This is a genomic window from Microbacterium fluvii (assembly GCF_025515205.1).
In the GTDB taxonomy this organism is placed as follows: Bacteria; Actinomycetota; Actinomycetes; order Actinomycetales; family Microbacteriaceae; genus Microbacterium; species Microbacterium fluvii.
The window spans coordinates 1009568-1031349 of record NZ_JAOPFX010000001.1; the positions used below are offsets into that span (position 1 = coordinate 1009568).

General features: G+C 70.8%; 20 protein-coding genes. 9 read left to right on the top strand and 11 right to left on the bottom strand.

Annotated features, from left to right (window positions below; translation table 11 throughout):
• Window positions 1–51 precede the first annotated feature (51 nt).
• From queD to OAW74_RS04660, 5 genes are read right to left on the bottom strand one after another with little or no spacing between them, the layout of a single operon-like run.
• On the bottom strand, window positions 52–423 hold the full coding sequence (queD, locus tag OAW74_RS04640) for a 6-carboxytetrahydropterin synthase QueD (protein WP_262873159.1): 372 nt from the start codon (window positions 421–423) through the stop codon (window positions 52–54).
• Window positions 420–1076, bottom strand: coding sequence for a 7-cyano-7-deazaguanine synthase (locus OAW74_RS04645; RefSeq protein WP_262873160.1), 657 nt, complete (start codon window positions 1074–1076; stop codon window positions 420–422). Before OAW74_RS04645 ends, queD begins: the two co-directional genes overlap by 4 nt.
• Window positions 1060–2277, bottom strand: a complete 1218-nt coding sequence (locus tag OAW74_RS04650; RefSeq protein ID WP_262873161.1) for a PfkB family carbohydrate kinase — start codon at window positions 2275–2277, stop codon at window positions 1060–1062. Before OAW74_RS04650 ends, OAW74_RS04645 begins: the two co-directional genes overlap by 17 nt.
• Window positions 2274–2597 carry a hypothetical protein gene (locus OAW74_RS04655; protein ID WP_262873162.1) on the bottom strand — a complete coding sequence of 108 codons (324 nt, stop codon included), beginning with the start codon at window positions 2595–2597 and terminating at the stop codon, window positions 2274–2276. The genes OAW74_RS04650 and OAW74_RS04655 overlap by 4 nt, the downstream gene beginning before the upstream one ends.
• 37 nt (window positions 2598–2634) lie before the next feature.
• On the bottom strand, window positions 2635–3462 hold the full coding sequence (locus OAW74_RS04660; protein WP_262873163.1) for an 8-oxoguanine DNA glycosylase: 828 nt from the start codon (window positions 3460–3462) through the stop codon (window positions 2635–2637).
• A gap of 149 nt (window positions 3463–3611) precedes the next feature.
• On the opposite strand from OAW74_RS04660, the gene OAW74_RS04665 reads away from it, so the two are divergent.
• Window positions 3612–4706, top strand: coding sequence for a restriction endonuclease (locus OAW74_RS04665; protein ID WP_262873164.1), 1095 nt, complete (start codon window positions 3612–3614; stop codon window positions 4704–4706).
• 667 nt (window positions 4707–5373) lie between these two features.
• Entirely contained in the window at window positions 5374–6459 is a 1086-nt protein-coding gene (locus OAW74_RS04670) for a zinc-binding metallopeptidase family protein (protein ID WP_262873165.1), read from the top strand.
• 3 nt (window positions 6460–6462) lie between these two features.
• On the opposite strand, the gene OAW74_RS04675 is transcribed toward OAW74_RS04670, so the two are convergent.
• Genes OAW74_RS04675 through OAW74_RS04690 form a run of 4 tightly spaced genes read right to left on the bottom strand, consistent with a single transcriptional unit; the run spans window position 6463 to window position 9819 of the window.
• Window positions 6463–7338 carry a 3-methyladenine DNA glycosylase gene (locus OAW74_RS04675; protein WP_262873166.1) on the bottom strand — a complete coding sequence of 292 codons (876 nt, stop codon included), beginning with the start codon at window positions 7336–7338 and terminating at the stop codon, window positions 6463–6465.
• A gap of 15 nt (window positions 7339–7353) precedes the next feature.
• The gene (locus OAW74_RS04680) at window positions 7354–8064 is read right to left on the bottom strand and encodes an SOS response-associated peptidase (protein ID WP_262873167.1); all 711 of its coding nucleotides are present in this window, start codon (window positions 8062–8064) and stop codon (window positions 7354–7356) included.
• A 32-nt stretch (window positions 8065–8096) separates the two neighbouring features.
• On the bottom strand, window positions 8097–9131 hold the full coding sequence (locus tag OAW74_RS04685; protein WP_262873168.1) for an App1 family protein: 1035 nt from the start codon (window positions 9129–9131) through the stop codon (window positions 8097–8099).
• A 4-nt stretch (window positions 9132–9135) separates the two neighbouring features.
• Entirely contained in the window at window positions 9136–9819 is a 684-nt protein-coding gene (locus OAW74_RS04690) for a DedA family protein (RefSeq protein ID WP_262873169.1), read from the bottom strand.
• 42 nt (window positions 9820–9861) lie between these two features.
• On the opposite strand from OAW74_RS04690, the gene OAW74_RS04695 reads away from it, so the two are divergent.
• The 5 genes from OAW74_RS04695 (at window position 9862) to holA (ending at window position 17860) form a co-directional block, all read left to right on the top strand.
• Window positions 9862–11166, top strand: coding sequence for an anthranilate synthase component I family protein (locus tag OAW74_RS04695; RefSeq protein ID WP_262873170.1), 1305 nt, complete (start codon window positions 9862–9864; stop codon window positions 11164–11166).
• Between the two features lie 52 nt (window positions 11167–11218).
• Complete coding sequence (gene leuS / locus OAW74_RS04700) at window positions 11219–13795, top strand: leucine--tRNA ligase (RefSeq protein WP_262873171.1); 2577 nt, start codon at window positions 11219–11221, stop codon at window positions 13793–13795.
• A gap of 94 nt (window positions 13796–13889) precedes the next feature.
• Window positions 13890–14492 carry a ComEA family DNA-binding protein gene (locus tag OAW74_RS04705; protein WP_262873172.1) on the top strand — a complete coding sequence of 201 codons (603 nt, stop codon included), beginning with the start codon at window positions 13890–13892 and terminating at the stop codon, window positions 14490–14492.
• Window positions 14493–14497: 5 nt separating this feature from the next.
• The gene (locus OAW74_RS04710) at window positions 14498–16804 is read left to right on the top strand and encodes a ComEC/Rec2 family competence protein (RefSeq protein ID WP_262873173.1); all 2307 of its coding nucleotides are present in this window, start codon (window positions 14498–14500) and stop codon (window positions 16802–16804) included.
• Between the two features lie 9 nt (window positions 16805–16813).
• Window positions 16814–17860 carry a DNA polymerase III subunit delta gene (gene holA / locus OAW74_RS04715; protein WP_262873174.1) on the top strand — a complete coding sequence of 349 codons (1047 nt, stop codon included), beginning with the start codon at window positions 16814–16816 and terminating at the stop codon, window positions 17858–17860.
• Window positions 17861–17927: 67 nt separating this feature from the next.
• Here the strand turns inward: holA and rpsT are convergent, their stop codons facing one another.
• Complete coding sequence (gene rpsT / locus OAW74_RS04720) at window positions 17928–18188, bottom strand: 30S ribosomal protein S20 (RefSeq protein ID WP_262873175.1); 261 nt, start codon at window positions 18186–18188, stop codon at window positions 17928–17930.
• 234 nt (window positions 18189–18422) lie between these two features.
• Here rpsT and OAW74_RS04725 point away from each other — a divergent pair, with 234 nt between their 5' ends.
• Window positions 18423–19781 carry a GH1 family beta-glucosidase gene (locus OAW74_RS04725; protein WP_262873176.1) on the top strand — a complete coding sequence of 453 codons (1359 nt, stop codon included), beginning with the start codon at window positions 18423–18425 and terminating at the stop codon, window positions 19779–19781.
• Window positions 19778–21025 (top strand): MFS transporter, encoded by a 1248-nt coding sequence (locus OAW74_RS04730; protein ID WP_262873177.1) that lies wholly within the window; start codon window positions 19778–19780, stop codon window positions 21023–21025. The genes OAW74_RS04725 and OAW74_RS04730 overlap by 4 nt, the downstream gene beginning before the upstream one ends.
• Here OAW74_RS04730 and OAW74_RS04735 read toward each other — a convergent pair whose 3' ends face one another.
• Complete coding sequence (locus OAW74_RS04735) at window positions 21026–21751, bottom strand: alpha/beta fold hydrolase (RefSeq protein ID WP_262873178.1); 726 nt, start codon at window positions 21749–21751, stop codon at window positions 21026–21028.
• Between the last annotated feature and the right edge of the window lie 31 nt (window positions 21752–21782).

Genomic DNA, 21782 nt, shown 5'->3' on the forward strand with positions numbered 1-21782 from the left:
TCGGTCCCTCACCTTGGAAGGAGCGAAAGACCTCGTTGACCTGTAGGACGGTCACTGCAGCGCACGGCGGACTACAGCCAGTGACTTGGCTGTCTCCCAGACCCGGACCTCGCTGAGATGCAAGCCGGTCGCGTCTGCCTTGCGGAGGATGTGGATCCCGAGCCGCTCTGCGGTCGGGTTGTCGAGGTGATCGTTGAGAAGGGTGTGATCGAGTGGCTCAAGGATCTCCCGCCACACGACGTCGCTCAGCTCGTCGAAGTCGATCACGATGCCGCGTTCGTCCAGCGGGCCTTGGACGTCCACTTGCACGCGGTAGGAGTGGCCGTGCAGGTTCTTGCACTTGCCGGGGTGCCATGCCAGGAAGTGCGCGGCGTGGAACTCGAATTCCTGACTGACCGTCACGATCAGGTCCTGGTCGCTCACGATGGCGTCCCCCATTCGTACCCCTCGACGCCGTACGCCGCGAGGACCTGCACTCGCTTCCAACAACCAGGACATTGCCCGCAGGGAAGGTTGGAACGATGACACGAGGCGGTCCATCCGAGGATCCGCTCGTCGAGGTCCGACGCACGAAGGAGATCCTCGGTGGTGCGGTGTATCCCGGGCGCGATGACGTGCACTCCGCCTTCTTGGTAGGACGTCAGCGCGTCCAGACGTGTATAGAACTCGGCGGTGCCATCGAGATGGCGTTCGCCGTCCGGCGCCACCGACCCGAGCATCACCGCCGTGAGGTCGTGCTGGAGTGCGACCGCCGCCCCGGCGGTCGCGAGGAACTGGTTTCGGTACGGCCACCACTCGGGGCTCGGTGCGGCGCTGGGCTGACTTCCGCCTTCCTCTCGGAGGAGCCCGGAGCCGAACGCGGAGATTCCTAGGGAAACGTCCACGAGCCTCAGGTCGAGGAGTTCAGCCACGCGGCGTGACGCCCGCCGCTCGAGGTCGGCAGGCCTTTGCCCATAGTCCACGAACAGCAGCAGCTGCGGCCGATAAATCGCCGCGAGGGCCGTGCTGTCGAGGCCGCCAGAGAACAGGAGGACTGAGTCAGACGTCACGACCGCCTGTTCATGATGCTCCGACACCGAGCCCCCTCCAGATCGCGCGGTACATCGCCGAGGTGTAGTCCGCATGCTGTTCAGCGCCCGTGCCGAGCAGCATCGTCGCCCCCTCTGCGTGCCCCATACCGCCGGCGGCGACCACCGGGATGCTGCGCGCGGTCGCCCAGCCCGTCTCGAACAGGGTTCCCGGGTCCCAGCCGTCGAGGATCGCGAACACCGCGTCGCAGCGGGAGAGGCCGGCAAGGTCGGCTTCGGCAACTTCCGGGCCACCGAGCCCAATCTCATGGACAGGGCTGAAGACCCGGGCACCAGCGCTCTCGAGGAAGGTCTTGCACTGATCGATAAGCCAGCGTTGCTCGATCGAGAAGAACGGACCGGCGAGATAGATCAGGGGGGCGCGACCGGCGTTGTCGAGTTCGTCGCTGCCGGCTTCCGGTGCTTCACCGGCGAGTGCTGCGGGGGAGAGCTGGACGCCGTTGCCGTCGCACCACCAGGCGGTCGCTGCGCTCGCGAATCGGGCCGCGTCCACCGGTTCACTTCCTCTTTGCCACGCGTGTGCGAACGCCGCTGAGAAGACGTCGCCGCTGCCCAGCTTGTGCACGGTGGCGGTCGGGTGGGCGCCCACCCAGGTCTGGCGTTGGCTGTCTCGCTCGGTGACAAGGCACCCGCGTGCGCCGGCCTTCGTGACCACGACTTCAGCCCCCAGCGTCTCCGCCATCTCCCGTGCTGCGTCCTCGACGTCGACACCTCCAGTGAACGCGCGCGTCTCCATCGCGTTGGCGGAGATCGCGAGGCGCGCTGGCGCGTCCCACGGTGGGCGCTCCTGCGTGAAGAGGGCGTCGTCGGTCGACTGCGGATCGTAGACGAGCGTGGTCGCGGTGATCTGACGGGCACCTCGCTCGACTATGCCAAACGCGAGTACGTCCTCGCCGGCGACGTCGAACGGGTGATCCAGGGAAGCTGCGTTTCCGCGGATCATCGGTTCAACGAAGGGAGCGCGGTAGTGGAAGCCGACGGCTCGATCTCGACCGACGTTGCGCGTCGTGATGCCCAACAGGCCGCAGGCGCCCTCAAGTAGCGGCGTGAAGCCATCCTCGACGGCGGTGACGAATTCGACGTCAGCGCCGGAAAGCAAAGACGCCGCCCGGAATCCGCTCCCGCCAACGTCCTCGCGGTGCCCAGTCGAGTCCACCTCCTCGCGATACGTTCCGCCGCCGATGATCATGTCGCGGCGATCCGGAGCATCACGTGCCCGCCCCGGATGGACACCACCGTCGCCGTGTACTGCACCCCCTGTTGCAGGCACGAGATCAGGAACTCCTCGGGGATGATCGCACCGGCCTCGCGGCCATCGTCGGTTACCACCGCGATCACGGGCGTCGGGTTCTCCCGAAGGGACAGATGCATGACGTCGCCGATGCTGAGAGTCTCGACGACCGCTTCGTTGGGTGCTTGGAGCGGTTTGTCGGGACGGGGACCCGCACAATTGGCGACCCCGCCATTACCACCGACCCGTGGATAGTCGGGACCGCTCGATCCGCTCATCACCACACCCTTCCTCATCGAAACCGGTGACGAAATGCTATCGGCTGTCGACCGCCCCGAGTCGGCGACGCGCGCGGGCCGCACGCTCAGCCCAGATCGTGGCATCTAGGGCGGCCGCGCTGACACCCCCGTGGCGTGCCCACTCCACGAACACGGCCTCCATCTCCCAGTAGTTCCGCGTCGGGTTCCAGTCAGGGTCGAACACGCCGCAGGCGGTAGCGGCGCGCCAAACGTGAATATCCACGATGGCGACCTCCGCATCTGGCCACCGATTCCGGACGATCCAGCTTGCCGTCTTCGGACCGATGCCATTGAAGGACAGGAGCCAGTCGCGGGCTCCGATGGGATCGTCCGGGGCCGGCTCCTGCTTCAACCGCGACAGCGCGCTCGCGATCCTCGCGGACTTCTGATTCGGGAACCGGTACCGGGCCGCACGGCCCGAGGCGAGCGACAGAGGGCGAGCCAATTGCTCGGCGATCAAACCAGGGTCGGGCGCGACGTCGGATGCGATCAACCCGGCGTCCCGAACCGCGTGGAACGCGGCCACATTCAGTTCATAGGTCACCCCGAAGCCGCCCAGCAGGCAGGCGACCACCTCCTCATCGAGGGAAGATCCGAGGCGATAGGTGTCATCCGGCGAACTCGTGGGGGTCATCTGCTCCGCCCGCGCGACCCAATAGGCAGGACTCTCGTACATCCACGGCTGTCCCCACTCGATCGTGCGCGCGCGGTAGTTGTCCGGCCGGAGGACGACGTCCGTGCGCATGCCGGCAATCAGCGTGGAGAGGTAGCCGTCAGGCGGGAGCCGGTCCACGCCGGATTCAACGAGGGGAGCTGTCGTTAGCTCCATCGGCACCGTGCTCATGCGTCGGCTCCCCACGCGTCGGGCTCGCCCTGGCCGCGAACCGATCCCTGCGATTCAACCAGCATCCAAAGGCCGCCACCACACGCGCCGAGCAGTCCAGGAGACATCTGTCCGCTGGCAGCGTTCCAGACCGACGGTCACGGGCTCGGATGCAGGAACCCACTGGTGGCACGCAACAGAGGGTAGGTTCGTCACTCGTGGAACCCTGGCGTCGCTATCAGCACGATGTAGCCGACTTCTACCTTTCCCTCGGGATGGCCGCAGAGGTCGACGTCAAGGGGTACCCCGGGTCGCGGGCGACGCATGACATCGATGTCCTCGTCCAGACGAAGATCGGCGGGCAGACGATAACCTGGATCGTCGAATGCAAGCAGTGGGCGCGCCCCATCCCAAAGGAACGAGTTCTCACCCTGCAGGGCGTTGTTGCCGATGTGGGGGCTGATCGTGGCATTCTCCTGTGCGAGAGAGGCTTCCAAGCCGGCGCCTACCGTGCAGCGGTGGCGACCAACACCACCTTGACCTCGCTCGCGGATCTGCGGGAGAACACGCAGGCGGAGCGAGAAGCGGCATCTCTGCAGGCAATCACGAGGCGCGCCGCCCAGACCGCCCAGAGAGTGAGTCAGCTGTGGCCCTGGGCTACACCGTTGGTCCCGCGAGGTGCTTTCACTGTCGAGGAGATGCTAGAAGTCGCAACCCCGTCGCTCGAGCTCACCCACTACATCGTGCCGCGGCTGCATATCGGCGAGAGCGTCCAGATGATCGGCGAACTCGCGGACCACCGCGCCGCCGGCGGCGCGCTCGATGCGACTGCGAGCCTTCTCACCGAGGTCGAAGCCCGGCTCACGAACCTTGAACAGCGGCGAGAGAGGAATGCGGCCAGCGCCGGTCAACACTTCGCGCAGATTGAGACCAACGCTTCCACGTTCATCGATCTGGTTGCCACTCCGGATCTCGACAGCGTGGCGACGCCCGCCGTGCAGGCAATGCGCAACATCAGCGATGCCGCTGACCAGATCCTTGCCACCACACCCTCAGAGATTGGAAACGCACTGCGAAGGGTCATGGTGTACATGCTCGACAGCGTCTACCTACTCCCCGCGCACGGAGCCGATGATCAGGAACGCGAACAGGCCAAGGAAACAGCGAAAGCGCTCGTGGCACGCGCGCAGACGATGCTGGCCGAGATCATCGCATCACGCCAACAGGCGCGTACACCATCCGACCCGGCCGAAACGGCAGGGTGACGCGGCACAGGCGCGGCCACTCCAATTGATCGGACGGGCGTGAGCTCACTGATTGCGCTCGTCGCCGTCTCCGACCTCCCAAACCAACGAGTCGCTCATGTCTGACATGGGCTGGGTCGACTCGACGTCGATGGGCCCTCGAGTGTCCCGAGCGCGGACGAATGGGAACACCTGCTTTGCGAAGAGCGGTCAGGACCGTATGGGCGTCGAACCCAAGACGCCGCCCGATAGACGCTGCGGAGCGGCCATCACGGTACAGATCCGCGGCGGTCGCGATGTCCGCCTCTTCCATCCGGCGAACAGTCTTGATCCCGCGGACCGCGAGATGGATGCTGACGGTCGGGCGGGTGATGCCGTACTCCCGTGCGACCTCGGCGACACTTCTCAGCTTTCGGTAGCGAACGACTAGTTCATCTACCTCCGTCGGACGCAGCTGCCGAGCCGATCTCGCCGTGCGACCAACCACCGCCGGACGGCGCGAATCCCGTGCCTTTCGCTCCAGATCGGCAACTGCGCGCTCCTCGCGAAGTTTCGAGTAGACATGCAGTAGGTCCACCGGAACGACGAAGCGCCCCCCTTGTGGGGGCGCTTCGTCGTTGTGTCGTGTTCCGGCGATTCGAACTCCTGGGTGGGCCCACGTCGCAGAGGCATTGACTACGGTGAGACAGTGACTGCGCAACCCCGCTGCCCGTACTGCCGACACTTCATGTTCCTCGACGCGCTGGCGTGCGCGAACTGCGGGGCGGAACTGGGCTACCACGTGCCGAGCCGTCAGTTCTTCGGCATCCACACCGGCAGCGTCGAGATCGACGGCCAGCGCTGGTACGCGTGCTCGAACCGGGACTGGGCGTGCAACTGGCTGGTGCGCGACGACGCCCCCGCGGGGCGCTGCTTCTCGTGCCGCCTGACCCGCACGCAGCCGGCCGCCGACGACACCGTCGCGATGGAGAAGCTCGCGACCACCGAAGAGGCCAAGCGTCGCTTGCTGCTGCAGCTGAGCGACCTCGGGCTGCCGATCCGCCCCTGGTACGCCGTGCCAGGGGGCCTCGGCTTCGATCTGCTCTCGAGCCTGTCGACCGGCACACGCGTCACGATCGGGCACGCGGGCGGCATCATCACCCTCGACCTGGCCGAGAGCCTCGACGACCGCCGCGAGGCGCTGCGGGTGCGGCTGGGCGAGCCGTATCGCACGATGCTCGGCCACCTGCGCCATGAGGTCGGCCACTACTACCAGAACGTGCTCATCACCGACGAGGCGACCTGGGCGCGCTGCCGCGAGCTGTTCGGCGACGAGCGAGCGAGCTACAAGGACGCCCTCGCGCGCCACTACCGCTTCGGTGCGCCCGAGGGCTGGCGCACGTCGTTCATCTCGGAGTACGCCACGATGCACCCATGGGAGGACTTCGCCGAGACGTTCGCGCACTACCTGCACATCACCGGCACCCTCGCCACGGCCGCAGCGATCGGCATCCATCTCGACGCGGCCACCACGAGCCTGCGCGACACCGATGTGATCCCGAGGGAGAGCTACCACGGCGAGCCCGTGCAGCGTCTGCTCACCGATTGGGAGTGGATGTCGCAGGCCTTCAACCGCATCAACCGGTCGATGGGCGCACGCGATCTGTATCCGTTCGAGATCGTGCCGGAGGTGCGCGTCAAGCTCGGCTTCGTGCACGAACTCGTCGAGGGCGCGCGTCTGACCGACGACGAGCTGTTCGACGTCGCGCTGCGCCACGAGACCGAGCGCGCGTGAGCGCTACGCGGCCGGCGCGAGCGCGTCGAGCAGGCGGGTGCGCAGTGCCTGGGACCGCTCGGTGAAGCCGCGCTGCCGGCGCACGTACTCCGCCTTGCCCTCCGCCGTCTCGATCGCGACCGGCGCGTAGCCCCACGCGGCGAGGTCGTAGGGCGAGGCCCGCATGTCGAGCACGCGGATGTCGCGGGCCAGCTCGAAGCTGTCCAGCAGCAGGTCGCCGGGAACGAGCGGGCCGAGCTTCATCGCCCACTTGTACACGTCCATACCCGCGTGCAGGCACCCCGGCTGCTCCATCAGCGGCTGGGTCTCGCGCGTGGGGGTGAAGCGGTTCCGCGGCGCGGCGTCGTCGGTGAAGAAGCGGAACGCGTCGATGTGCGTGCAGCGCAGCTCGTGCGCGTCGACCACGTCGTCGGTGCCGCGGCCGCCGAGCCGCAGCGGAACGGCGTGGCGGTGCTCCGGGGTGCGATAGACCATCGCCCACTCGTGCAGGCCGAAGCAGCCGAACTGCGCGGGGCGCGCGGCGGTGAGGCGCAGCATCCGCTCGCACAATGCGAACAGCTCGGGCTTGTCGGTGGCGAAGGCGGCGGCGTCGACCCGCAGGCCGCCGGCCGTCTCCCCGGGGACGTACCACCGCCAGCCCGCGCGCGGCTCGGCGGCCGCGTCGGAGAGCTCGACCCCCGCGCCGGGGTGCCAGCGGCGCAGCAGGGCCGGCTTGTACGAGTAGTAGGTGAACAGGAAGTCCTCGACCGGATGCTTCTCGGCCCGCGCCGCGCGGGCGCGATGGTCGGCCGTCAGCAGGTCGGCACGCTCGTGGTGCGCGTCTTCGAGGGACCGCCACTCGTCGCGCGTCAGCACGGTGTCGAGGGCGGTCGGGCTCACCCTTCCAGGGTACGACTACGCCTCGACGGGCTCGATCAGCTCTGGGCCGTTGTTGCGCACGTTGCCGACCGCCTTCGACACGACGTGGTCGTCGAGCGAGTCGGCCACGTCCGGTGCGGCATCGATCGCGGCGTCGAGCACGTCGCGCACGTTGTCGGTCGACGGATCGAGCCACGCGTCGGCGTGGTCTTCGTCGAGGAACAGCGGCATGCGGTCGTGGATCGACCCGAGTCGCCCGATCGCGTCGCGGGTGAGGATCGTGAAGCTCAGCAGCCACGGGTCGACGCCCTCTGCGGCGCCGGCGTCCTTCCACCACTCGTAGAGGCCGGCCAGCAGCAGCGGCGAGCCGTCCGCGGGGTGGATGTAGTGCGGGATCTTCTGTCCGTCGACGGTCTTCCACTCGTAGTACCCCGACACCGGCACCACCGCACGGCGCTTCTCGAAGGCGCCGCGGAACATCGGCTTGTCTTCGAGCTCTTCGGCCCGCGCGTTGAAGGCGCGCACGCCGATCGAGGAATCCTTCGCCCACGGCGGCACGAGGCCCCACCGCGCCGCCGCGATCCGGCGGGTGGGCGGTTCGGTCTTGGTCGAATCGAGCACGATCGCGGCACGATCGGTGGGCGCCACGTTGAAGGAGGGAGCGGGCAGATCGTCGGCGATGAGGTCGGCGCGCAGCACGCCCACGAGTTCTGACCCGACTTCGGCAACCACGAATCGACCGCACATGCCGCCAGCCTAGGCGGCGCCTCCGACAGCGGTCAGTCGGCGGTGATGCCGACCTCTTCGAGGCGCTCCAGCAGCTCGGCTCCGTCGTCGCCGGTGACCCACGGCACGCTGGCGGCGGTGTGGTCGTCGACGACGGTGCGACCGCCGGCGAGCACGGCCTCGGTGGGGGTGAGGCGGCGGATCGCGATCGCGGCGACGTTCTGAGGATGCGCGCTGGTGAAGGTCGTGTACAGCTCGTCGTCGTGCTGCCCGTCGTCGCCGATCAGCAGCCAGGTGATCTCGGGGAACTCGGTGGCCAGCCGCTCGAGGTTGGTGCTCTTGTGGACCTTGCCGCTGCGGAACCAGCGATCGTGGGTGGGGCCCCAGTCGGTGAGCAGCATGGCCCCCGACGGGAAGAGGTGCCGCCGCAGGAACCGCGCGAGGGTCGGGGCCACGTTCCACGCGCCCGTCGAGAGGTAGACGACGGGCGCGCCGGGGTGATCTCGGACGAGGCGCTCGAGCAGCACGGCCATGCCGGGCACGGGCTGGCGGGCGTGCTCGGCGACGACGAACGAGTTCCAGGCGGCGATGAGCGGGCGGGGGAGCGCGGTGACCATGACGGTGTCGTCGACGTCGGAGACGACGCCGAACCGCACGTCGGGGCCGACGACGAACACCTTCGCCTCGACGGGCTCGCCGCCTTCGACCGACATCTCGATCGACTGCCAGCCCGGCTCGAGCCGGCCCGGCAGCACGGTGTCGACCACTCCGCCGCGGTCGGCGACGATCTCGTGGGTGCGCCCCGCGATGGTCACCGTCACGGGTGCGTAGCCCACCGGCACGGAGGCGAAGCTGCGCCAGCCGCGCACGGAGGCGTATTCGCCGGAGCGGCGGGGCTTGATCGGCGGCACCATCAGCACGCGGCCGACGACGCGGATCCATTCCTGGCTGCCGTAGCCGGGGAAGGGCATGACCGTGGGGACCTGGCCGCGGGCGCGGGCGCGGCGCTCGCGCCACGCGTGGTACCGGTACTCGAGGCGGGCGAGCCACAGCACCTTGGCAGGCTCGCCGGGGGGAGTATCGGGCATCCCCTCAGTCTTCCACGTGATCCTCCGCGTTCCCTGCGTCGGCCTCGCCCGCGGCCTCGAAGTGGCGGCGCTCGGACTTCTCGATGACCTTCTTTGCGCCCCAGACGACCAGGGCGAACAGCACGAGCACGCCCACCAGCAGGTAGCCCGCGACGTGCAGCCGGTCGGACAGCTCCCGGTACGCGCCGCCGGCGCTCGCCGCCACGCCGACGTAGAGGCCCGTCCACAGGACGCATGCCGGGACGGTCCACGCCAGGAATCGCCGGTAGGCGAACCCGCTCATGCCGACGGTCAGCGGCACGAGCGAGTGCAGCACCGGCAGGAAGCGCGAGAGGAAGATCGCGGGACCGCCACGGCGGCGCAGGTACCGCTCGGAGCGCACCCAGTTGTGCTCGCCGATCCTGCGCCCGAGCGCCGAACGGCGCAGCACCGGGCCGAGCAGACGCCCCAGCCAGAACCCGATGCTCTCGCCCACGAGCGATCCGACCAGCACCGCGACCGCGAGCCAGACCGCCTCCGACGGGGAGGCGACGGCGAGTCCTGCGACGATCACGATGGTGTCGCCCGGCACGACCAGGCCCACCAGCACGCTCGTCTCGAGCATCATCGCGAGCCCCGCCAGCATCGTCCGCAGCACCGGGTCGACGCTCTGCACGGCATCGAGCAGCCACGTGACGAACTCGTTCACGCCTCGAGCCTAGGGGTGGGGCCGCGCCCCTACCCTGGGAGCATGCCCCGCAGTCGCGTCGTCGTGCCGCTGGAGCACGTCGTCGACGCATCGGCGGCCTACGCGGTGTTCGCCGCCGCGGCGACCGAGTCGTTCTGGCTCGACGCGGGCCCCGACGCCGCCGAAGGCTGGAGCTTCGTCGGCAGCGGGGCGGCCGAGCCCGATGCCGACGCCGTGCGGGCGGTCGTGCTCGCGCTCGCCGCATCCGACGCACCGGCGCTGCCGGAGTGGGTCGGATGGGTCGGCTACGAGGCGGGGGTCGCCCGCGCCGGTGCGCCGACCGCCTCGAGCGGCGACGATGCGCCCGCAGAGCTCTGGCTGCGCGTCGAGCGGATGCTGGCGCTCGACCACGCGACCGGCACGGCGTGGCTCGTGGCCGACCCCGCCGAGATCGCCGTGCTGCGCTCGGCGCTGGTGGAGGCCGCGCCGGTCGAGGCAGCGCCCGCGCCGTCGCTCGGGGTCGCGACCGGCCGGCACGAGCCGGCCGCATATGCGGCCCTCATCGAACAGTGCCGCGCGGCGATCCGCGAGGGCGACGCCTATCAGCTGTGCCTGACGACGCGGTTCGAACTGGCCGCATCCGTCGATCCCTTCGCGACGTTCCTGCGCCTGCGCGCAGCGACCCCCTCGCACCACGGCGGGCTCATCGTCTCGGGCGGGGCGGCCCTGATCAGCGCGAGCCCGGAGCAGTTCCTCGATGTCGCCGGAGGGCGAGTGTCGACCAGGCCGATCAAGGGCACCCGGCCGCGGGGCGCCGATGCCGCCGCCGATGCGGCGCTCGCCGACGAGCTGCTGGCCAGTGTCAAGGAGCGCGCCGAGAACGTCATGATCGTCGATCTCATGCGCAACGACCTCTCGCGGGTGTGCGCGCCGGGGTCGGTCGGGGTCGATGCGCTCCTGGCCGTCGAGAGCTACCCGGCCGTGCACCAGCTCGTGAGCACGGTATCGGGGGAGCTGCTGCCGGAGGCCACCGTCGGCGACCTGCTCGACGCCGCCTTTCCCGCCGGGAGCATGACGGGCGCCCCGAAGCTGTCGGCCATGACGATCCTGCACCGGCTCGAAGGCGGCCCCCGCGGGGTCTACGCGGGCTGCTTCGGCTGGGTCGGCACGGGCGGGCGGGCAGACCTCGCCATGGTGATCCGCTCGATCGTCGCGACGCCCGATCTCACGTGGGTCGGGGCCGGCGGCGGCATCACGTGGCTGTCGGATGCCGCGGCCGAAGTCGCCGAGGTGGGGCTGAAGGCGCGCGCCCCGCTGGCCGCCCTGGGCGCGCTGCCACCGCCGGGATGGACCGAGGCGGTCCGCTAGTCTGGAAGGTGCGCTGTGCGCGCTCCTGAGCCTCAGATTGGTACCCGTTCCCGTGAGTCAGATCCCCGCCGCCGATTCCTCCGCGCCCTCGGACGCCTACGACGCCTATGCCGTGCAGCAGAAGTGGCAGGCGCGCTGGGCCGAGGCCGATCCGTTCAAGGCGGGCGGCGACGACGACACGCGTCCGCGCAAGTACGTGCTGGGCATGTTCCCGTACCCCTCGGGCGACCTGCACATGGGCCACGCCGAGAGCTACGCCTACGTCGACATCGTGGCGCGGTTCTGGCGCCACCGCGGCTACAACGTGCTCAACCCGATCGGGTGGGACTCGTTCGGCCTGCCGGCTGAGAACGCCGCCATCCAGCGCGGCGCCGACCCGCGCGCCTGGACCTACGCCAATATCGAGCAGCACAAGAAGAGCTTCCGCGAGTACGGCTCGTCGTACGACTGGAGCCGCATCCTGCACACGAGCGACCCGGAGTACTACCGCTGGAACCAGTGGCTGTTCCAGCGCCTGTACGAACGGGATCTCGCGTATCGCAAAGAGAGCCCGGTCAACTGGTGCCCCAACGACCAGACGGTGCTCGCCAACGAGCAGGTCGTCGACGGGCGCTGCGAGCGCTGCGGTGCCGAGGTCGTCAAGAAGAAGCTGACGCAGTGGTACTTCAAGATCACCGACTACGCCGACCGGCTGCTCGACGACCTGAACCAGCTCGAGGGCTTCTGGCCGTCGAAGGTCATCCGCATGCAGCGCAACTGGATCGGCCGCTCGGTGGGCGCCGACATCGACTTCGAGATCGAGGGCCACCCCGAGAAGGTCACGGTCTTCTCCACCCGCCCCGACACGCTGCACGGTGCGACGTTCTTCGTCGTCGCCCCCGACAGCGACCTTGCCGCAGAGCTCGCCGCCGGCGCTCCCGCCGAAGTGCGCATGCGCTTCCAGGACTATCTCGACAGCGTCGGACGCGAGACCGAGATCGAGCGTCAGTCGACCGACCGCCCGAAGACGGGCGTGTTCCTCGAGCGCTACGCGGTCAACCCGATCAACGGCGAGCGCCTGCCGATCTGGGCCGCCGACTACGTGCTGGCCGACTACGGTCACGGCGCCGTCATGGCTGTGCCGGCCCACGACCAGCGCGACCTCGACTTCGCCCGCGCCTTCGACCTGCCGGTCAAGGTCGTCGTCGACACGACGGCGCCGGTCACCGGCTCGATCTCGGTGATCGAGCTCGACGACGAGGGCAACCCCGTCGACCCCGCCGGCGACCTCGCCGACCTCGACCCCGCGCAGACGGGCATCGCCCTCACCGGCGAGGGCCGACTGATCAACTCCGGCGCTCTCGACGGTCTCAGCAAGCGCAACGCCATCGCGCGCATGATCGAGCAGCTCGAGAAGCTCGGTGCGGGGCGCGCGGCCAAGTCGTATCGCCTCCGCGACTGGCTCATCTCGCGCCAGCGCTTCTGGGGCACCCCGATCCCGATGATCCACACCGCCGACGGGCGCATCGTGCCGGTGCCCGACGACCAGCTGCCGCTGACCCTGCCCGACGCGCAGGGCCTCGACCTCACCCCGAAGGGCACCTCGCCCCTGGGCGGCGCGACCGAATGGATGCAGACGGTCGACCCCGAGACGGGGGAGCCGGCGCTGCGCGACCCCGACACGATGGACACCTTCGTCGACAGCTCGTGGTACTTCCTGCGCTTCCTCGCGCCGAACGACCACGCAGAGGCCTTCCCGGTCGCCCAGGCGCACCGCTGGGCGCCGGTCGACAGCTACATCGGCGGCGTCGAGCACGCGATCCTGCACCTGCTGTACGCCCGGTTCATCACCAAGGTGCTCTTCGACATGGGTCTGGTCGACTTCACCGAGCCCTTCTCGAGCCTCATCAACCAGGGCATGGTGCTGCAGGACGGCTCGAAGATGTCCAAGAGCAAGGGCAACCTCGTCGAGTTCGCCTCGAGCATGGTGGACCCAGGAGCGGATGCGGTGCGCACCGCGATCGCCTTCGCCGGACCCGTCGAAGACGACATCGACTGGCAGGACGTCTCCACCACCGGTTCCCAGAAGTTCCTGGCGCGCGCCTGGCGCATCGCGAAAGACGTCTCGAGCGCCCCCGATGTGGTGTGGGCCGAGGGCGATCAGGCGCTGCGCCGGGTCACCCACCGCCTCCTCGCCGACGCGCCCGGTCTGGTCGAGCAGACGAAGTTCAACGTCGTCGTGGCCCGCCTCATGGAGCTCGTCAACGCGACCCGCAAGACCATCGACAGCGGTGCCGGCCCCGCCGACCCCGCCGTGCGCGAGGCCGCCGAGGCGACTGCGATGGTGCTCGATCTGTTCGCCCCGCACACGGCGGAGGAGATGTGGGAGATCCTCGGCTACTCCGGCTTCGTCGGCCTCGTGCCGTGGCGCCAGGCGGACCCGACGCTCCTGGTCGAGGAGTCGGTGACGGCGGTCGTGCAGATCGACGGCAAGGTGCGCGCGACCCTCGAGGTGCCCGCTCGCATCGACGGCGACGCGCTGGAGGCGCTCGCCCGCGCCGATGAGCGCGTGCTGCGCTCGCTCGGCGACAAGCAGATCGTGCGGGCCATCGTGCGCGCTCCGAAGGTGGTCAGCTTCAGCACGCGCTGAGGCCTCCTCCCCACCCCGGGCGCCGCAGCCGAGTCTGCCCTGATCGGAGGCGGCCGCATCCGTCGTCGTCGTCGACACGCCTAGCGTGACGTCGATGAGACGAGCGGAGCAGGCAGAGCGCGCGTCGCCGCGTGTGCGCATCGGCGTCGGCGCGGCGATCGTGCTGGCGATCGCGGCGCTGGCGGCCACGGTCGTCGTCGGCATCGTGCGCAGCGCGCTGACACCCGTCGACGTGGTCTCGACCGCCGTCACGCCGACGGTCACCCCCGCGCCGGCCGAGCAGCTGTTCGTGCACGTGACGGGCGCCGTGCACGAGCCGGGGCTGTTCGTGCTGCCCGCCGGTTCCCGGGTGATCGACGCGGTCTCCGCCGCGGGCGGACTCGCCGACGACGCCGCGCGGGAGGGGGTGAACCTCGCGCGCGAGGTCGCCGACGGCGAGCTGCTGCACGTGCCGGCCATCGGCGAAGAGCCCTCGACCGCCCCCGCCGGCACCGAGCCGACCGATGGCATCGTCGACCTCAACACCGCCGACCTCGCGGCCCTCGACACGCTGCCGAGAGTGGGGCCCGCGATCGCGCAGCGCATCATCGACTGGCGCGAGCAGAACGGGCCGTTCACGAGCGTCGAAGATCTGCTGGCGGTGCCCGGAATCGGCGAGAAGATGCTCGCGTCACTGCGGGAGCTCGTGCGCGTGTGATGCGGATGCTGCGCCTCGCCCCCGTCGCCGCGTGCGCGTGGCTGACGGCGGGCCTGCTCGTGGCCGCGCCGCACGCCGCGGCCCCGGCTGCACTGGCGCTGTGGGGCGCGGCCCTCATCGCGGTGGCTGCCGCGCTGCGGTGGCCGGGGGCGGTGGTGGTGGTCGCCGCCTTCGCCCTCGCCGCCGCAGCGGCGACAGCCTCGAACCTGGCCCTGGCCCAGCCCGCGCGCGAACGGCTGATCGAGCTCGGGCTCGACGGCGGTCGCGCCGTCGAGGTGCACGCGCTCGTCACCGGCAAGATCGAGCCGCGCGGGGTCGACGAGCTGGCGTTCGACGCCCAGGCGACACTCGTGGTCGTCGGCGCGGCGCAGACGGCGGTCGCGGCGCCCGTGCGGATCGTCGTTCCGCGCGCGGGCGTCGCCCCCGGCACGCCACTCGACATCGGGAGCACCGTCGTCGCCGCGGGCACGACATATCCCGGTCGCACCGGCGAACGGGCGGTGCTCGTGGTCGATGCGACGCGGGGGGTGGAGGTGTGCGCGCCCCCAGGCGGCGTGCTCGCTCTCGCGAGCACGCTGCGGCACGGTCTCGTGGCAGCAGTCGACGAGCTGCCGGCACCCGGCGGGCAGCTCGTGCCGGGGCTCGCGGTGGGCGACACCTCGCTCGTCGGGGCCGACCTCGACACCGCGATGAAGACGTCGTCGCTGTCGCATCTGACGGCCGTCAGCGGGGCCAACTGCGCGCTGGTGACCGGGCTCGCGTTCGCGATCGCCGCGGGGTGCGGCTGTTCGAGGCGGCTGCGGGTGGGCGTCGCGCTCGGCGCGCTGTCGGGCTTCGTCGTGCTCGTGAGTCTCGAGCCCAGCGTCGTGCGCGCGGCGGCGATGTCGGCCGCGGCGATGCTGGCGGTGCTGCTCGGGCGCCCTGCCGTCGGGGCGGCGAGTCTGTGCCTGGGGATCGCGGTGCTGCTGATCGCCGACCCGTGGCTGTGCGGCTCGCTCGGGTTCGCCCTGTCGGTCGCGGCGACCGCCGCCCTGCTGCTGTGCGCGGGGCCCGTCGCGGTGGCGCTCGCGCGCGTGCTGCCGCGGCTTCTCGCCCTCGCGCTGGCGGTGCCGCTGACGGCACAGCTGGCCTGCGGTCCGCTGCTGGTGCTGATCGATCCCACGATCTCGGTCTACGGGGTGCCCGCGAATCTGCTGGTGGGGGCCGCCGCGCCTGTGGCCACCGTGCTGGGGCTGGCGGCATGCATCGCCGCACCGGTGGCGGTGCTGCAGTTGGGCCTGGCGGCGCTGGCCTGGCTGCCGGCCGCATGGATCTCGGGTGTCGCCACCACGGTCAGCGCGCTGCCGGGGGCGCGGCTGGCGTGGCTGCCCGACGGTGCGGGAGCGCTGCTGCTGGCGGGGGTGGGCGCGGCGACTCTCGGAGTGCTGCTGCTGCGGCACCGGCCGCGCATGCGTGCCGGTGCCGCGGCGGCGCTGGCTCTCGTGGCCGGAGTGTCGGCGGGCGGCGCTCTGCTCGACGGGGCGGCGGGCCGCTTCACGGTGCCCGCGCAGTGGGCGGTGCTGGCGTGCGATGTCGGCCAGGGCGATGCCGTGCTCGTGAAGAGCGGCGGCGCCGTCGCCCTGATCGACACCGGCCCCGACCCCGCGGCACTCCACCGGTGCCTCGATCGGGTGGGGGTCGGCCGCATCGATCTGCTCGTGCTCACGCACTACGACCTCGACCATGTCGGCGGCGTGGCGGCCGTGATCGGGCGCGTCGGGTTCGTGCTGCACGGCCCCGCGGGTGAGCCCGACGAGGTGGACGTGGTGCGGAGGCTGACCGACGCGGGCGCGGCCGAGGCGACCGCGCAGCAGGGGATGAGCGGTGTGCTGGGCGACGCGCGGTGGCGCGTGCTGTGGCCGCGTGCCGACGATGCCGCGTTCCCGTCTGGCAACGACGCGAGCGTCGTGCTCGACGTGCGCGGCGGGGCGATTCCGCCCTCGCTGCTGCTCGGCGACCTGTCGGCGGCTCCGCAGCAGACGCTCGCGGCGAGCGGTGTGCTCGATCCGCCCTACGCCCTCGTGAAGGTGGCCCACCACGGCAGCGCCGACCAGCATCCGCCCCTCTATGCGCGGGCCGCGCCCCGCGTCGCGCTGGTCACCGTCGGCCTCGACAACGACTACGGTCACCCCAGAGCCGAGACCCTCGCCCTGCTCGACGAGCTCGGGGCGGCCATCGCACGCACCGACCTCGAAGGTCTCGTCGCGGTGTGGATGCAGGACGACGGGGTGGCGGTGTGGCGCGAGCGGGCCGAGGTCGGCGCCCCCGATTAGGCTGGGACCATGGCGACCACCGCGCGACGCGCCCCCGCGACCAAGGCGAAGAGCGCGATCCCGCAGCTGTCGTGGCGCAGCCCCCAGCCCGCGCCCATCGTGCTGATCTCGGGGCCGGAAGAAGTGTGCGCGGAGCGCGCGACGGCCGGCGTGCGCGACTACCTGCGCGCCGAAGACCCGAGCCTTGAAGTCACCGACCTGCGCGCCGACGATTACGCCGCGGGGTCGCTGCTGGCCGTCACCTCGCCGTCGCTGTTCGGCGAGCCTCGGCTGGTGCGCGTCACCGGCGTGGAGAAGTGCTCCGACGCGTTCCTTGCCGAAGCCGTCGCCTACCTCGACCAGCCGCAGGAGGGCGCGACCGTCGTGCTGCGCCACACCGGAGCGAGCGTCCGAGGCAAGAAACTGCTCGACGCGATCCGCGCGGGCTCGGGCGGGGGAGTCGAGATCGCCTGCCCGGCCGTCAAGCGCGACTCCGATCGCTTCGACTTCGCCGCCGGCGAGTTCCAGGCGGCGCGCCGCCGCATCGCGCCCGCCGCGCTGCGGGCGCTCGTGGGCGCCTTCAGCGACGATCTCACCGAGCTCGCGGCGGCCTGCCAGCAGCTGATCGGCGACGTCGACGGCGACATCACCGAGCAGGTGGTGGCCCGCTACTACGGCGGCCGCGTCGAGACGTCGGCCTTCACCGTCGCCGACACCGCGATCGCCGGGCGCTACGGCGAGGCGCTGATCGCGCTTCGGCACGCGCTGGCCTCGGGGGCCGACCCCGTGCCGCTGGTGGCGGCGCTCGCCTCGAAGCTGCGCACGATGGCGCGCGTCGCCGGCAACCGAGAGCCCTCGGGCGCACTCGCGGCGCGCCTGGGCATGAAGGACTGGCAGGTCGATCGTGCCCGGCGCGACCTCGCCGGCTGGAATGAGGCGTCGCTGGGCATGGCGATCCAGGCTGCGGCGAGGGCCGACGCCGAGGTCAAGGGCGCGTCGCGCGACCCGGTCTTCTCACTCGAGCGGCTCGTCACCGTCATCGCGACCAGGGCGCCCTTCGCCGACCCCGTACGCTGACGGCTCGGCGCCCGGGCGCACGAAAAAGCCCGCCCCCAGGGGGAGCGGGCTTCTTCAGAAGCTCTGGTCAGAGAGCCGAGACCTGCTTGGCGATGGCCGACTTGCGGTTCGCCGCCTGGTTCTCGTGGATGACGCCCTTGCTGACGGCCTTGTCGAGCTTGCGCGACGCGGTCTTCAGAGCCGCCTCGGCAGCGGCCTTGTCGCCACCGGCGACGGCCTCGCGGGTGCGACGCACCGCGGTCTTCAGCTCGCTCTTGACGGCCTTGTTGCGCTCGTGCGCCTTCTCGTTGGTCTTGTTGCGCTTGATCTGCGACTTGATGTTTGCCACGTGTGGACTTTCGTTTCGGAGTGACTGGACGGTGTCCCGCGTCGGTAGAGGGGCCGCCGCGCGACGTTCGTGAGGGGTGGGTATCCCACACGCAAGCCAAACAAGGAGTCTACCAGCCTCGACACTCCCGAGCGAACCCGGCCGCCTGCGGGGGAATCGGGCGCGACGGTGCCATCATCGTCACTGATGCGGCGCGCACCCGAACCGCGCCCGATCGCGACGAAGGAGCCTCGCGTGCCACCGACCCCTGCCGTCGATCTCGGCGTCTTCCCCCGCGGCTTCCGCTGGTCGGCCGCGACGGCTGCCTTCCAGATCGAGGGGTCGCGCACCGCGGACAGCCGCGGACGCTCGATCTGGGACGACTTCGTCGACACACCGGGCGCCGTGCGCGACGGGTCGACGGCCGAGCCCGGCCCCGACAGCTACCGTCGGTGGGCCGACGACGTGGAGCTCGCCCGCGCGCTGGGGCTCGACCGCTATCGCTTCTCGATCTCGTGGACCCGCGTGCAGCCCGAGCCCGGTGCGGCGCCGAGGCGAGAAGGCCTCGACTACTACCGCCGACTGTCCGACGCGCTGCTCGAGGCCGGCATCACCCCGTTCGCGACCCTCTACCACTGGGACCTGCCGGCGGCGCTCGAAGAGCGCGGAGGCTGGCTCGACCGCGACACGGCGCTGCGGTTCGAGGAGTTCGCCGGTGTCGTCGCCGAGGCTCTGGGCGACGGCATCCGCCACTGGTACACGATCAACGAGCCGGTATCGACCTCGCTGCAGGGCTACGCCGTCGGCACGCTCGCCCCGGGGCGCCAGCTGCTGTTCGGGTCGCTGCCCACGGTGCACCACCAGCTGCTCGCGCACGGACTCGCCCAGCGCGTGCTGCGGCAGTCGGGGGCCGCCGAGGTCGGCATCGTCAACAACCACACGCTCGTGCGGCCCGCGTCGGCGGGCGAAGCCGACCAGCTGGCGGCGGGCGTCTACGACCTGCTGCACAACCGGCTGTTCGCCGACCCCGTGCTGACGGGCGACTACCCCGACCTCGCGGCCTTCGGGCTGCCGCCGATGCCCGTGCGCGAGGGCGACCTGGCTCTCATCGCCGCCCCGGGCGACTTCTACGGCGTCAACTTCTACAACCCGACGACCGTCGCCGCGGCGGCAGAGGGCAGCCCGATCCCGTTCGAGATCGTGCCGACGCCGGGGGCTGCGGTCACCGGCTTCGGGCCGGAATGGCCGATCGTGCCCGAGGCGCTCACCGAGCTGCTGGTCTCATTCCGCGACCGGTACGGCGACCGCCTGCCGCCGGTCGTCATCGGAGAGAACGGCGCGTCGTTCCCCGAGCCCGACGTCGCCACGGGCGAGATCGCGGATGCCGACCGCATCGGCTATCTCGCCGGCCACATCGCCGCCGTGGGTCGGGCGGTGGCCGCCGGCGTCGATGTGCGCGAGTACACGGTGTGGTCGCTGCTCGACAACTTCGAGTGGGCCGACGGCTTCACGCAGCGCTTCGGCCTGGTCCACGTCGACCACTCCACCGGCACCCGCACACCCAAGCGGTCGTTCCACTGGTACCGCACCCTGATCGAGGAGGCCCGCTCATGACCCGCACCCCCGGGCGCGTCGGCGCAACGTGGTTCACCCTGTTCACGCTCGCGTGGCTCGCCCTGTGGACGGTGCAGCTGACCCCGCTGCAGCTGCTCATCCCGCTGCAGCTGAACACCCCGGACGACGCCGACGGGTGGATCTCGGGCGTCGTCTCGTCGGGGCTCGTGCTGGCCGCCGGCGGCATCGCCGGAGTGATCGCGGGGCCCGTCGCCGGCGGTCTCTCCGACCGCACGCGCGGAGGATTCGGCCGGCGCCGGCCGTGGGCCCTCGCGGGGGTGGCGCTGGCGACGGTGTCGCTCGTGGGCATCGCGTTCGCGCAGGGGCCGTGGGGCGTGGGCATCGCGTGGGTGGGCGTGTCGGTCGGCACGGCGGTCGCCTCGGCCGCCTTCACGGCCCTCATCGCCGATCAGCTCACCTCGCAGCGCGGAACGGCGTCGGCCGCCGTCTCGTCGTCGCAGGCGCTCGGCATCGTCGTGGGCGTCGGGGTGATCGTGCTGCTGGAGCTGGGGATCGTCGTCGGCTACCTCGTGCTCGCCGGCTTTCTCGCCGTCGTCGGCGTCGCCGCCGCGCTGCTGCTGCCCGACCCCGCCGTGCCGGCGCAGTCGCGCGCCGCGCGCACGGTGCGCACGTTCTCGGATCGCATCGCTGCGCTGCGCGACCGCGATTTCGCATGGCTGCTGGCAGGGCGACTCACCGTCAACGTCGGCAATGCGCTGGGTACGGGACTGCTGCTGTTCTTCCTGCTCTACGGCCTGCACCGCGATGCGGCGGTGGCCGAAGACGAGCTGCTGCTGCTCATCGTGGTCTACACGGTGTTCGTGGTCGCCGCATCCGTCATCGCCGGCTGGTACTCCGACCGCACAGGGCGGCGCGTCGGCATCGTCGTCGCCTCGGCGATCGTGCAGGGCGTCGCCTCACTGGTGCTCGCCGCGATCCCGTCACTCGAGACGGCGATGGTCGCCGCGGCCCTCCTCGGCATCGGCTACGGCGCCTACATGGCGGTGGGGCTCGCCCTCGGCACCGACCTCCTGCCGTTCCCGGAGGACCACGCCCGCGACCTCGGCTTCGTGAACGTGTCGGCCAGTCTCGGGCAGCTGCTGGGTCCCCTCATCGGCGCGGGACTCGTCGCGCTCGTCGGCGGATTCTGGCTGCTGTTCGCCGTGGGCGGCGTGCTCTCGATCGCGGGCGGCTTCATGACGCTCGCGATCCGACGTCGCACGCCGGTCGCCGCCGCCGCGTGATCAGGCACGGGCGGCTTCGAGGGTCGTCAGGGCGACGTCGAGCAGCGCGTTGAACACCCGAGGGCGCATCGCGGTGACGAGGTGGCTCGTGCGGGGCACCACGATCAGCTCGGCGTGGCTCGCGATCTTCAGGAACAGCTTCTCGTTGAGCCGCAGCTGGTCGTACTGGCCGTTGATGAACCACAGCGGCACCGCGATGCGCTCGAGGGCCGCCAGCAGATCGAGCACCGACAGGCTCGCCAGCGCCACGTCCTGCGCGTCGTAGGCGTAGCCGCCGGCGCCGAAGTCGAGCCGCGTCTCCGGCGGCAGCGTGCGATCGAGCACGCGTTCACTCAGCCAGTAGCCGCGGTCGGGCAGCGCGTCGAAGCGCCGCGCGAGAAAGCGGTAGGTCGCAAGACCCGCGCCGCGGGGGAGCGCAGTGCAGGATGCCGCGATGAAGCCGTCGACGGGAGGCCGCTCGGCAGCGCCCACGTAGTCGATGCACAGGAGGCCCCCCATGGAGTGCCCGACCAGCAGCACCGGTCCGCGCTCGGCCGCCGCGCGCACGGCTGCGTCGATCGTGGCGAATGCGGAGTCGAGGGTGAACTCCTCGTGCATCCGCGCGCCGTGGCCGGGCAGATCCACCGCCGTGACGGGGTTGCCCCGCTTCTCGAGATGCTCGATCTGCGCGCGCCACATCGACGCGGACGTGCGGATGCCGTGCACGAGCACGACCTGCACGACCATGCGCCCAGGCTATTGCAGCGCGCGGCTCACA

What these genes read in the sequence shown, in the direction of transcription:
- OAW74_RS04650 (WP_262873161.1), bottom strand. Translation starts at nt 2,277, where the DNA reads ATGATCATCGGCGGCGGAACGTATCGCGAGGAGGTGGACTCGACTGGG.
- OAW74_RS04655 (WP_262873162.1), bottom strand. Translation starts at nt 2,597, where the DNA reads ATGAGCGGATCGAGCGGTCCCGACTATCCACGGGTCGGTGGTAATGGC.
- OAW74_RS04660 (WP_262873163.1), bottom strand. Translation starts at nt 3,462, where the DNA reads ATGAGCACGGTGCCGATGGAGCTAACGACAGCTCCCCTCGTTGAATCC.
- OAW74_RS04665 (WP_262873164.1), top strand. Translation starts at nt 3,612, where the DNA reads ATGCAGGAACCCACTGGTGGCACGCAACAGAGGGTAGGTTCGTCACTC.
- OAW74_RS04680 (WP_262873167.1), bottom strand. Translation starts at nt 8,064, where the DNA reads ATGTGCGGTCGATTCGTGGTTGCCGAAGTCGGGTCAGAACTCGTGGGC.
- OAW74_RS04685 (WP_262873168.1), bottom strand. Translation starts at nt 9,131, where the DNA reads ATGCCCGATACTCCCCCCGGCGAGCCTGCCAAGGTGCTGTGGCTCGCC.
- OAW74_RS04695 (WP_262873170.1), top strand. Translation starts at nt 9,862, where the DNA reads ATGCCCCGCAGTCGCGTCGTCGTGCCGCTGGAGCACGTCGTCGACGCA.
- OAW74_RS04705 (WP_262873172.1), top strand. Translation starts at nt 13,890, where the DNA reads ATGAGACGAGCGGAGCAGGCAGAGCGCGCGTCGCCGCGTGTGCGCATC.
- OAW74_RS04710 (WP_262873173.1), top strand. Translation starts at nt 14,498, where the DNA reads ATGCTGCGCCTCGCCCCCGTCGCCGCGTGCGCGTGGCTGACGGCGGGC.
- holA (WP_262873174.1), top strand. Translation starts at nt 16,814, where the DNA reads ATGGCGACCACCGCGCGACGCGCCCCCGCGACCAAGGCGAAGAGCGCG.
- OAW74_RS04730 (WP_262873177.1), top strand. Translation starts at nt 19,778, where the DNA reads ATGACCCGCACCCCCGGGCGCGTCGGCGCAACGTGGTTCACCCTGTTC.
- OAW74_RS04735 (WP_262873178.1), bottom strand. Translation starts at nt 21,751, where the DNA reads ATGGTCGTGCAGGTCGTGCTCGTGCACGGCATCCGCACGTCCGCGTCG.